Here is an 11,925-nt window from a genome sequence, read left to right as displayed (position 1 = left end):
CTACTTTATAAAGATGTGTTTTATGTTTTGTATGCTTATTTTAGTAAAATCTTAGATTTTTTTAATAACATTAATCATTTCTAATACTGCTAAAGCTGATTCTGATCCTTTATTTCCTATTTTAGTTCCTGAACGTTCAATTGCTTGTTCTATATTTTCAGCTATAATTATTCCAAAAGAAATAGGAACTTTATATTGGATACTAATATTAGATATTTTACTACTAATATCGTGTGACAAAAGTGAAAAATGTAGCGTTTGTCCTTTTATAATAGTTCCTAAGGTAATAATACCATCATATTGGTCCTTTTGAGCAATTATTTCCGATATGATAGGTATTTCAAATGCTCCTGGAACATATATAATCATTATATTTTCATCTTGTACTTGCCCAATTCTTTGAAGAATGTCTAGTGCACCGTTTAATAAATTTTTATTAATAAAGTAATTAAATCTACTAATAATTATGGCTATTTTTGCTTTCTTAGCTAATGTAGTTTCTTTAATTATTTTCATATTTTTGTTATTTTAATATATTAGTACTTTTATTATAAGGTATGTTTTATGATGTTTGAATCTAATTTTACTTTTTTTATATTTTGATGTTAATTATTTTATTTTTTTAATTAAGTTTTGATATAATTATGTTGATAATTTTATTATGCCTTTGCAAAATTATATTTTAATATGATTTATTTAAAAGAAATATTTTAATTATTTAGTTTTATATAATTTTTGATAAATTGTAAGTTTTATAGAACTGTCCTGTATTTTTATTAGAAAAATATATTTTATATTTTGAGTGAATGTCGTAATATTTCAAGTTTATTTTACTTCAGAGAAACAAAATAGTATTTTAAGCGTTTTTAAATTAATTTAAAAAAAAGATTGCATCTTTATTGTAATGTGTATATAGTCTTATCTATAGAACGCGGGGTGGAGCAGTTTGGTAGCTCGTCGGGCTCATAACCCGAAGGTCGTTGGTTCAAATCCAACTCCCGCAATAAAGATTGATATTTAATAATATTATGTTTAAGTTCTTTTAAGTTGGATATTTGTAGTTTACAAAATTATTTAGCATAAATACATTCATTTTGAGATAATCCTCCATATCTTACAGTTTTATTTTTTATTGCTTTTTTAAACGTTTTTTTACTACTATATATAGTTAGCGTTTTTTTAGCTCTAGTGATTGCTGTATAGATTATGTCTTTGTTTAAAATATTTAATTGAGTGTGTGGCAGTACTAAACTAACATGATTAAATTCTGATCCCTGAGATTTATGCACTGACATAGCCCAGTTTGTTTGAAATTTTGGTAACAGATTAATTGGTATTGCTTTCGTTTTATTTTTGTTAATTTCAAAAAATGCTTGCAGTGTATTGTTTTTTCCATACATAATTATTCCTGTATCCCCATTGTATAAATTCATTGTATAGTCATTCTTTAAAATTAATATAGGTTGTCCAAAATATATTATTTTCTCATCTATAACAATTTTTTTAATTAATCCTTGCTTATTCATTTCGTATTCTAATTCTTCATTTAATCCTTGAATTCCAAATGGTCCATTTTTAAAAATGCAAATTAATTTATGATTATTAAATATTGAAATTATGTCTGATATTTTTTGTTTATTTAAGATATTCCAGTAGTTTATATAATTTTTAGTTAAGTTTTTTATCATTCTTTTATAATCTTGACCGGTATTTAAAGTAAAAAATTTAATGTTTTTATAGGTATTAGAAAATAATTTTTTAAAATTATTAAATTTATTTTTTTTAATTTTATTAGATATATAGTAAATATCTGATTTTTCATTAAAACGATAATTTTTTTTTAAGACACATATTTTTTCATTAATTTCAGAAAATTTATAATTGGAGATTTGTTTTATACTATTAATTTTAAAAATGCTTATATTTTGTGTCATTTTTTTTGTATAACCATTATAATGATAGCTATATATATCTTTTAAAACATGTCCACATCCTATCGGTGGTAATTGATTAGGATCTCCTAAAAATATAATTTTAGTTTTTTTTGATATACTATCAATTAGTTTTTCCATTATAAAAATATCTATCATGGATGATTCATCTACAATTAATATATCTATATCTAAGAATTTTTCGGAATGTTTAAAATACTGATAGCTTTTAAAATTAACTTTTAGTAATCGGTGTAAAGTAACTGCAGGTTTAATTGAAATTGTTTCATTTTTGTAAAAGTTTTTAAGATTTGATATAGAATTGTTAACAGATTCGGTTAATCGATAAGCTGCTTTTCCAGTAGTAGCCGCTAGTTGAATTTTTAATTTTTTTTTAGGAAATATAATTTTTATTCCAGTTAATATTTTAGATACTATTGTGGTTTTTCCTGTTCCAGGGTCACCTATAATAAAAGTTATTTGATTTATAATGGAAAAAAGAATAGCAATTTTTTGAAATTCATCTTTATTTTCGTGCAGTAAAGAGGTTATTTTTTTGCTTATTTCTATTAATTTTTCTTTTTTATGGTATTGAGGTGTAGATATAAAATGAAAAATTTTTTTTTCTGCTTTCCATGTTTTAAAAAAATATATTTTTTCGTTTAAGATAACTAGAGGTGTAAGATAAGATCCGTTACTACTAATTTTCTCTTTAAGTGTTTGTAATAAAAAATTTTTTTCAAATATTATTTTTTTTAAAATTTTGTTTATTAATTTTGTATTTTCTTTGTTGCATAGTACGTTTTTGTTTCTTAAAATTGAAATAGGTAAGCAAGTATGACTCATTCGGATAAAATGACTGGTATAAGCAATGAGAAATATTATTGGAAATGATTGTTTCGGAGCAATGGTAAAAGAAAAGTACAAATCTGATAAATCAATTATTTTTTTTTTATTAGTTTTTTAAGTAAAAATGTGGTATTCATATTTTTCCTATATAATTTTTAAAACATTTTATTTAGTTTTTTTATGACGCTTAGTCTTGGTAATGTAAAAAATATTCCATTTTTTGAATTCGTGTTATCTATAGCTCTTAAAAACAAAATGTACATTCCACCAAAATGTTTATGGAAAGAATAGTTCTTCATGCGTTGTTGTAAATACTTATGTAAAGCAATACTATATAATTGATATTGTAGATGATATAAATTTTTTGTTATTGAATTCTCAATTTTTTCCTTAGTATAATCAGAATTTAAGAAACCTAAATGGGTAGATTTGTAATCTAGCAAATAATATTTTTTATTCCATTTAAAAACTAAGTCTATTGATCCTGTTATTATTCCATTTATAGGATTTAGTGATATTTCGTTCGGAATATTTGAAGATATATTTGCTAATTTAATAAGGTTTTGTATCTTTTTCTTTGTGAGTGAGGTTTTAATGGATAAAAAAAATTTTAATTCTTTTATACAGTTTTTTAGATTTAATTGAGATAGTGTTAAGTTGTTTTTATTTAAAGGTATATTTAAAATCGAATTAATCCAATTTTTAAATGGTTGAGACCATGTTTCCTTGAAGTTATTTTTTTTAAGCTCATTTGAAATCCAAATTATATTTATATTTTTTTGAAAATTAATTTTTTTTAAAATGTTATGGATAAATGTTCCAAAGATTTTTCCTTTGGGAAATTCATATGACGTAATTATTTTAGTACTTTTTTTATTTTTTTGTTTTTTATGTATATTTTCGAAAAAAGAATTATAATTTTTTTGTAACGGAATTTTTATATTATACATTTTTTTTAATTTAGAATAACTAGTAATGTCATAGTTATATTTTAATGTTCTAGTTAATCTTTTACTTTTTAATCTTTTGTACTGAATTTTGTTTTTTGTATTTGAAGAATAATATTGAGGTAATTCAGAAGTAATTTCTATATTTTCATTATGATTGATGTCTAGAAGAATTTTAAGTAATGGTTGTTTTGAACGTTTTTTATGTGATTGAATAATATACTCTAAAGCATTACTGTGAGCACTAGAATAGAAACCTTTATTATCTTTTTCTTTTTTGTTATGTATGGATGCTATTCCTATACAACAGTGTACAATTGCTCGAGTTAATGCAACATATAGTAATCGCATGTTTTCTGATAATATATTTTTTTCTGGGATAGAATGTAATTTATTTTCTTTAAAAATTTTAAAATCGAAATTTACATTTTTGTAAGAAAGAATTAAAAATGGGATAAGTACTATTGGATATTCAAGACCTTTAGATTTATGAATAGTAACGATTTTTATATAGTTTTTGCTGTGTTCAAATCGTATGTAATCTTCATGAGGAATATCGTGCTGTTCAGCTATTTTTTTTTCGAACCATAAGATTAAAACGTGTTTATTTTTTATTTCATTATACTTTATCTCTAATAGTTCTCCAATATGGAGAATATTGTGGATATTGGGAATATTTTCTGCGAATAAATTGTTATTGATAGATATTTTACAGTTTATTATTATTTGATGAATTACACATGTAATACCAAATTTTTTCCAAAGTGACAAATAATTATAAAAAATATTTATTAAACTTGACCAAAATAGGTAGTTTCTTGTAAGAGAATCAATTTCTTGAAAATTTTTGTTTATAATTTTAGTAGATATAGCTCTTTTTAAAATAAATTCATTTTTAGGATTTAAGATAGCTTGAAATATCCAAAATAGTTCTAATGCATCGTCACTATGAAACACACTCTTTCTTTCAGAAAAATATTTTGATGGAATATTAACTTTATGTAGGGCTTGTTGCATCATGCATGCTTCTTTTTTGTTATTCACTAATATACAAATATCATTTAAAGATACGCATCTTGTTTTTTTGTTGTGTATAATAATAGCATTTTTTTTTTCTCCTTCATTTAACCAAAATAGAATATAACTTACAAAAGAATTTATAATCCAATTTTTATAACTGTCTTTTGTTATTTTTAATTTTTTGTTATAAAGAAAACGTATAGCTGGTTGAGATTTTTTTTTTATTTTAAAAATTATTTCTTTTTTTTTATATATGGATTTTACGGGATCAAATTTTATTGCAGAGAGTAAAAAGGGATTTTTAGCTTCAGAAAATAAAAAATTTGTACTGTCTATCATTTCTTTTGAAGATCTCCAATTTACGCTGAGTTCGTATATTTGTTTTATGTTTTTTTTTGCTTGTATATATGAAGAAATATTAGCCCCTCTAAAGCTATAAATAGCTTGTTTTGGATCACCTATTAGAATAAATAGATCTTTCTTTAATTTATAGATATTTCTGAATATTTCGTACTGTTGATAATTTGTGTCTTGAAATTCATCAATTAGTAATACTGGATAACTTTTTTTAATAATTTTAGAAATTTTTTCGTTTTTTTTATTTAGAACTTTATGAAGAAATGTAATTAAATCATCAAATTCAAATATTCCTTGATTTTTTTTTTCTTTTTCAATTTCTTGTTTTATTTGTAATGTTGATTCTATAATAAATGAAGTTTTTAACGAAAAATCTATTTTTAAAAAATTTTCAGTGATTTTAAACATATCATGTTTAGGACTGTTCCCAGAAAGAGTTTTTTTAATTAAATAGTTACTTTGAAAATATTTTAATTGTTTAGGGATGTTAAAATTTGTTGTATTTTCTTTCGTCCATTTTGTGATAATGCTTGTCCATCTTAATAAGTTTGATTTATTGTAACTATATTTATTTATATTAGACTTTTCAATAGATATCAGCATTTTTATATAATTTTCTATCCATTTTTTTTTAAAATTTTTTATTTTTTGGATTAGTATTTCGTAAAGTTGAACGGTATTTTTTTTTAAGAATATTTTATTTTTTATATTATAATTTGATAAGAATGGTAAAATATTTTTTAATAAGTTATTTGGATTTTGAAAATATTTTAGAATTATTTTTGCGACATCCTTAGGTACTTTAGAAAAATATTTGTTCCAAAATAAGTTGCTAGACTTAAGATATAAAAAATATGAATTTTTTATAATTTTATTTTGAGTGAATATTTCAGAACAAAATTTGTTAATTTGTAATGATTTGTAACAAAATTCGTGTATTGTATAAATTGCTAATTCATCTATAGATTGTTCAGCTTGGATTAATATAAAAATGGCTTTTTTTAAGTTTTTAATTTTATCTAATAAATTTTGAAAAATAGTAATATTATTTTCAAGTTTTTTTTCACAGATTTTTCTAAAATCACGAATATATTTTATTATTCTAGTTTTTAGTTCTTCTTTTGAGTGTTTTGTAAATGTTACTACCAATACTTCTTTAACTAGAAAATTTTTATGAGTATGTGTTATTCCTAATATGAGTCTAAGATACAATATAATTAAGGAAGACGTTTTTCCTGTTCCTGCTGATGCTTCAATTAATATTTTTCCTGATAAAGGAAGATTAATTACATCTAATGTAGATATTTTTATTTTTTTTTGCATTTTATATTAGATTATTATGATGTATTTGAATATAAGTATTTTAATTTATTTAATATGTTTTAATATAGGCAATATCCATTTTTTAGCCACGTTACATATTTTAGATTCAATTTTTTTGTCTAGGGTATATATGATTTTTTTTAAATATAAGTTATGTTTTTCTCCTTGGATCCAATTATTTCCTTCCCATACATTCATCATTTTTTTTCTCGATTTTTTTAAAATTTCTATATTTTTAGAAATAGTTTGGTTTTTTTTATTATATACAGAATTTAACCATATAATTCCAGAATTTGTTAAAAGTAAAGGATTTTGCATTCCATTTAAGTATCCAATAATATATTTGTTTAAAAGATCATTTGCTCTTTTTTTTTTTATTTTTAAAAAAATTAAACTTTTATTTTTTGGACTTAGCATAATACTATAACTAGTTTTAAATATAGAACAACATATTAAATGTTCTAACCATAGAGAAATCATATCTTTATTAGTTATAAAATTAGGCTTCCAACGTAATAATCCAGTTTCGTTTATGTTCTTTAGGGTTCCGTATACAGTATATTTTTTTATTTTAAAACAGAATTTTTTGTCTATCAATTTTGTTTTAATGGTATTGATTTTTTTACATAATGGTTCAAGAGAAGAAATTTGATTTTCCCAATATATTTCTCCTAAACATCCGTGTGGTATGATGTTTTTGCTTTTAAAATATAGAAACAATTTTTTAGTATCTTTCTTTTTCAACAAAAAATCAATTATATTGAGGTTAATTGTATAGTTATTGAGTTTATTGATTTGAAAATTTTCTTTTTTTAGGTCGTGAACTTCGATGGGATTTAATTTAATATGAAGTCGTTTATTAAAAAAATTTTGAATTGGATTTTTCCAAAAAGATATTAGTGATGTAATGTTAACATGTTTACATTCAATTTTTTTAAGAGGTTTTAGGATATTTTTATTTGGTTGTTTTTGTAGTCGAGAAATTTTTAGCCATGTTTTATTAAAATTTTGATGGTTAGATTTTTCAATGAAATTGTCAATTTGATAAGGTATTTTTGTATGATAATGATATAGATTATAGGATAATTTATTCCTATTGTTATCATGTTTATTTTTTTTTTGAATATTAAAAATGTTAAAGTTTTTAGAAATATATAAAGATAATTTATGAATAATATATGATGGTTTATGTTTTTCTTTATTTTCAGAGTTTTTATAATAGCTCATAATTAATACTTTTTGTGCAGATAGCAAAGTTTTTAAAAACAGATATTCATCTTCGTCTTTTCTATTTGGATCGCAAATTCTAGGATATTTATTTATTAAATCAAAATTTTCATGAAAAATTTTTTTGTTTGAAAAAAGTTCGTTCATTCCTAAAATGTAAATAACTTTGAAAGGTATACTTCTTAGTATAAATTTATTACAGAAAGTAATTTTTCCAGAAAAAAGATCGTGGGTATTTTCTTTTTTAGAAGAACTCTTTAACAATTCGTTTTTTAATAGTTTAATAGAAACTCTTTTTTTATAATTTTCTAAAATTCCAGGTTGGACTATGGAGTTCCATTGTTTTTTAATAAACGATATTTCTTTTTGTTCTTTTTTATTTTTGTTAAAAAAGTTGTTTAATAATTCTTCAAAAATTAATTTCCAGGATTTAAGACATTTCGAAGTAGATAATATTTTTTTCCATTTTCTTAACAAAATTATAAGTTTTATTAATTTGTTAAAGATATCGAAATGTTTTGTATTTGAAAAATTATAAGGAACATTTTTGTTCCATATAGTGTAATTTTTATCATTTATTGCTTGTCCTAAAAAAACTCTTTTTTCTCCATCATTTAAGATACATTCTTGGTTATTTTTTTTAAATTGGAATTTTGAAGAATATCTTGTACTTTCGAAATTAATTTGAGATTGTTTTATTATTTTATGTAGGATATTTATTTCTTTTTCTTTTATCTCAAATTTTTTTAGTATAAAAGAATTTTCTAAAAAGGTAAAAATATTTTCGTTATCAAGAGAGTTATAAGGTAAATCAAGGATTTTAATTGTAGTGTTTAGAATAGTTTCTTTTTTTTTGTCGAAATTTGATAAAATGCAAAAAGGAATATAATGTTTTGGATTAAATGAATTAAATATAGAATAAATAAATGGAGTGTATAGGTTTATGTTTGCGCTAATTATTAAAACATCATTAAATAGTATGTCATGGTAAGTATTAAATACGTTTAATAAATTTTCGTGTAATACTTCTATTTCTCTTTTTATTGTTGAACATACATGTATAGAAATAGATTGGTCTTTTTCATATGTTTTTTTATTTAATTGGATTTTATTAATATCAGAACTTGGTTTTATTTGAGTGTTAATAATTTTTTTTTGTATTTCTTGAAGCAGACAAGTGGGTTTTTTGAAATTAAATATATTGATTTCTTTTTTTTTGATTAAATGTAGTAAAATAGTATATTCACACCCATATTTTCCTAACAGCATAGTTTCATTTGTGTTGTTTTTTTTATTAAAAATGTTTTCCAAAATAGTTTTATAAGTTTGAGTTGCTTTAAAAAAGCATGATGTATTGTTTTTTATTAATGTAAGTTCATGCTGTTTAAATTTTATTTTATCTAATAATATTTTTGTTTCATTTTTATAGGGAGTTATATAGAAAAAGTGTATTGTACATATTTTACTTATTATTTTTAAGAAAATCATATTAAATGGTTTTAAATGTTGATTTCCAAAAATAAAAATTCTAGATGGAAATTTTTGAATTTTTATATTTTTTTTTTTTTTTTGTATTTTTTTTTTTAAAAATAAAATTAATTTTTAATTATTTAGAATAGATTGATGTTTATTTGTTATATGTTTTAAAAGTTGTGTCCATATTAATTTGTATTTATTAATCAATAAGTGTTCATCTTTTAATGGTTTTAAATTTGTTTCCCATTCTTTAATCCAATCTGGACGATAAAATAAATATTCTTCAAATTTTTTCGATAAATAAGATATTATTTCAAATAACTTTATTTGTGAGGTGTTATTACCGATAAAATTAGTTAATTCTTTTATGTTTTTAATATTCATCATCTTCCATATTAGGTAGTATTTTTCAAATTCTAATTTAGAATAGTAATTAGAATTGAAATATCGATATATTTTCCATACAAATTTCTGAAATCTAAGAAATTCTATATTTGAAGATATTGAATATTTTTTAGCTATAAAAATTTTTATCCAACGATCTATGTTTTTATTTTTTGTAATAAATATTTCATGTTGTAATGGATGGGATAATGGAAACTTTGTAAAAATAGTACATGCTTTTTCTATAAGATCTTGAAAATTGTATGATTTATATATTATTAACATAATTTTATTTTGATAAGTTTTAAACTTTTATTAGATTATTTTTTGTAATAGTGAATTTTAAGTTGCGGATAGGGAATTTCAATATTATTTTTGTCTAAAGCTTTTTTGAATTGTGCCATCAAATCCCAATATACTGTATTTAGTTCTTCTGTATTACTCCAACAACGTATAACAAAATTTAAAGAACATGGTGCAAGTTCACTTAGTCCTATTGTAATATCTTTATCTTTTAAAACTCTTTCTTCTTTGTCTATAACATTTTTTAAAACTTTTATTACTAAATCAATATCAGAGTCATATGAAACTCCAATAATAAATTCATTTCTTCTAACTTTTTCTCTAGAATAATTTATTATATTTCCAGATATAATTTTTCCATTAGGTACAACAGCAATTTTTCCATCTAAAGTACGTAGCATAGTATAAAATATATGAATATTCAATACTGTTCCAGATATATTTCCTAAATTTACATATTCTCCAGTTCGCAGTGGTCGTAAAGTGACTAGCAAAACTCCTGCTGCGAAATTAGAAAGTGATCCTTGTAGAGCTAATCCGATAGCCATTCCAGCTGCACCTAATATAGCAATAATAGATGTTGTTTGTACTCCAATGCATCCTAATGAAGCTATAATGGCAAATGTGATTACTATATATTTTAGTAATGCAGCAAGAAATTCAGAAATAGTACTATCTATTTTTCTTGTAATTAGAACTTTATTGACAACTTTTGAAATTGTTTTTGCTATAAACAAACCTACTATCAAAATTGTAATAGCTGATACAAAGCTAATAGCATAACTTACTAAAAGTTCTTGATTTCGTGTAAACCAATTACTTGTATGATTGATATCATGAACTGTATTTAATTTTTTCATTTTTATATTTCTTTAAATATTATCTTATTTAGTATTAAAATTTTGTAAAGTTCATTTCAAAATATTATAAAATCAGGGAGAATAATAATTATCCTCCTCTAATTTTAAAATTTATAATTATTTAAAATAGTTTTTATAGAGTATTACAAGAATTTAATACTTTAAATATTTTTTTTAGATAATTTGATACTGATATTTGAGAAAAACGAATCCATGTTCTAGGATCATAATATTTTTTGTTAGGTTTATTGGGATCGAGTGTATTTCCTATTTGATTGTGCAAATAAATTCGGTTTTTTTTGTAAAAATCTAATATTCCTTTCCAAGTAGACCATTGAATATCGGTATCGAAGTTTATTTTTACTACTCCGTATTGTATAGACTTTTTAATATCATATAAAGATGATCCTGAACCTCCATGAAATACAAAATTTAATGGGTTATGTGATAAATTATGTTTTTTTGAAACGTAACTTTGTGATTTTTTTAAAATACTGGGTTTTAGGCAAACATTTCCTGATTTATATACGCCATGAACATTTCCAAAAGATGCAGCAATGGTAAAACAAGGACTAATACAAGACAATTTTTTATATGCAATATTTACATCTATAGGCTTTGTGTATAAAGAAGATTTGCTTATATTCCTGTTATCTATTCCGTCTTCTTCTCCTCCTGTACAACCGAGTTCTATTTCTAATAACATATTGATATTTTTTAGTTTGTTTAGGTATTTTTCGCAGATGTTTAAATTACATTCTAATGATTCTTTAGATAAATCTATCATGTGAGAAGTAAAAAGAGGTCTTTTGTTATTTTTAAAATGTTTTTCTCCTTTTTTTATTAATTTATCGATCCATGGTAACATATTTGCATCGCAATGATCAGTATGTAAGATAACAGGAATTTTATAATTTTTTGCCATTAAATGTACATGTTGTGCTCCTGATATAGCACCTAAAATTGCTTTTTTATGTAGATTATTAGTTGTAATTCCTTGTCCTGAAATGAATTTTGCTCCTCCATAAGAAAATTGTATAATAATGGGACTGTTGACTTTTTTTGCCGTTTCTAAAACTGCGTTTATAGAGTCAGTTCCTATACAGTTTATAGCTGGTATGGCAAAATGGTTTTTTTTTGCTATATCAAATATTTTGAGTGCTTCATGTCCATTCATTACACCTGGTTTTACAAAATTTAAAATATTACACATTTCAATATCCTATTAAAGAAGAATTGCAATACAAA

At 22.3% G+C, this 11,925-nt stretch carries 6 protein-coding genes, 1 tRNA gene and 1 pseudogene; 1 reads left to right on the top strand and 7 read right to left on the bottom strand.

The features are described from left to right. Window positions 1-51 precede the first annotated feature (51 nt). Window positions 52-516, bottom strand: coding sequence for a 6,7-dimethyl-8-ribityllumazine synthase (gene ribE, locus U0T63_02085; GenBank protein ID XBC39123.1), 465 nt, complete (start codon window positions 514-516; stop codon window positions 52-54). A 414-nt stretch (window positions 517-930) separates the two neighbouring features. On the opposite strand from ribE, the gene U0T63_02080 reads away from it, so the two are divergent. Continuing rightward, window positions 931-1,004, top strand: a tRNA-Met gene (locus tag U0T63_02080). 66 nt (window positions 1,005-1,070) lie between these two features. Here U0T63_02080 and recD read toward each other — a convergent pair. The 6 genes and pseudogenes from recD to fbaA all read right to left on the bottom strand — a co-directional run bounded on the left by recD (window position 1,071) and on the right by fbaA (window position 11,890). Then, window positions 1,071-2,840 carry an exodeoxyribonuclease V subunit alpha gene (gene recD, locus U0T63_02075; GenBank protein XBC39499.1) on the bottom strand — a complete coding sequence of 590 codons (1,770 nt, stop codon included), beginning with the start codon at window positions 2,838-2,840 and terminating at the stop codon, window positions 1,071-1,073. A 95-nt stretch (window positions 2,841-2,935) separates the two neighbouring features. After that, window positions 2,936-6,427, bottom strand: a complete 3,492-nt coding sequence (gene recB, locus U0T63_02070; protein XBC39122.1) for an exodeoxyribonuclease V subunit beta — start codon at window positions 6,425-6,427, stop codon at window positions 2,936-2,938. A gap of 45 nt (window positions 6,428-6,472) precedes the next feature. After that, entirely contained in the window at window positions 6,473-7,654 is a 1,182-nt protein-coding gene (locus tag U0T63_02065; GenBank protein XBC39498.1) for a hypothetical protein, read from the bottom strand. A 1,152-nt stretch (window positions 7,655-8,806) separates the two neighbouring features. After that, window positions 8,807-9,799 (bottom strand): annotated as a pseudogene (locus U0T63_02060) (exodeoxyribonuclease V subunit gamma). A gap of 35 nt (window positions 9,800-9,834) precedes the next feature. Further along, window positions 9,835-10,677: a small-conductance mechanosensitive channel MscS gene (gene mscS, locus U0T63_02055; GenBank protein XBC39121.1), complete on the bottom strand. Its 843-nt coding sequence runs from the start codon at window positions 10,675-10,677 to the stop codon at window positions 9,835-9,837. A gap of 133 nt (window positions 10,678-10,810) precedes the next feature. Continuing rightward, window positions 10,811-11,890 carry a class II fructose-bisphosphate aldolase gene (gene fbaA, locus U0T63_02050; GenBank protein XBC39120.1) on the bottom strand — a complete coding sequence of 360 codons (1,080 nt, stop codon included), beginning with the start codon at window positions 11,888-11,890 and terminating at the stop codon, window positions 10,811-10,813. Window positions 11,891-11,925: the final 35 nt, after the last annotated feature.

Source organism: Buchnera aphidicola (Nurudea shiraii), from assembly GCA_039829955.1.
Classification (GTDB): domain Bacteria; phylum Pseudomonadota; class Gammaproteobacteria; order Enterobacterales; family Enterobacteriaceae; genus Buchnera_B; species Buchnera_B aphidicola_AY.
The sequence above is the reverse complement of the archived record's forward strand: the minus strand, read 5'-3'. Positions and strand labels throughout refer to the sequence as shown.

Coding starts and splice junctions, on each gene's coding strand:
- fbaA (XBC39120.1), bottom strand. CDS start 11,890: ATGTGTAATATTTTAAATTTTGTAAAACCAGGTGTAATGAATGGACAT.
- U0T63_02065 (XBC39498.1), bottom strand. CDS start 7,654: ATGAGCTATTATAAAAACTCTGAAAATAAAGAAAAACATAAACCATCA.
- mscS (XBC39121.1), bottom strand. CDS start 10,677: ATGAAAAAATTAAATACAGTTCATGATATCAATCATACAAGTAATTGG.
- recB (XBC39122.1), bottom strand. CDS start 6,427: ATGCAAAAAAAAATAAAAATATCTACATTAGATGTAATTAATCTTCCT.
- ribE (XBC39123.1), bottom strand. CDS start 516: ATGAAAATAATTAAAGAAACTACATTAGCTAAGAAAGCAAAAATAGCC.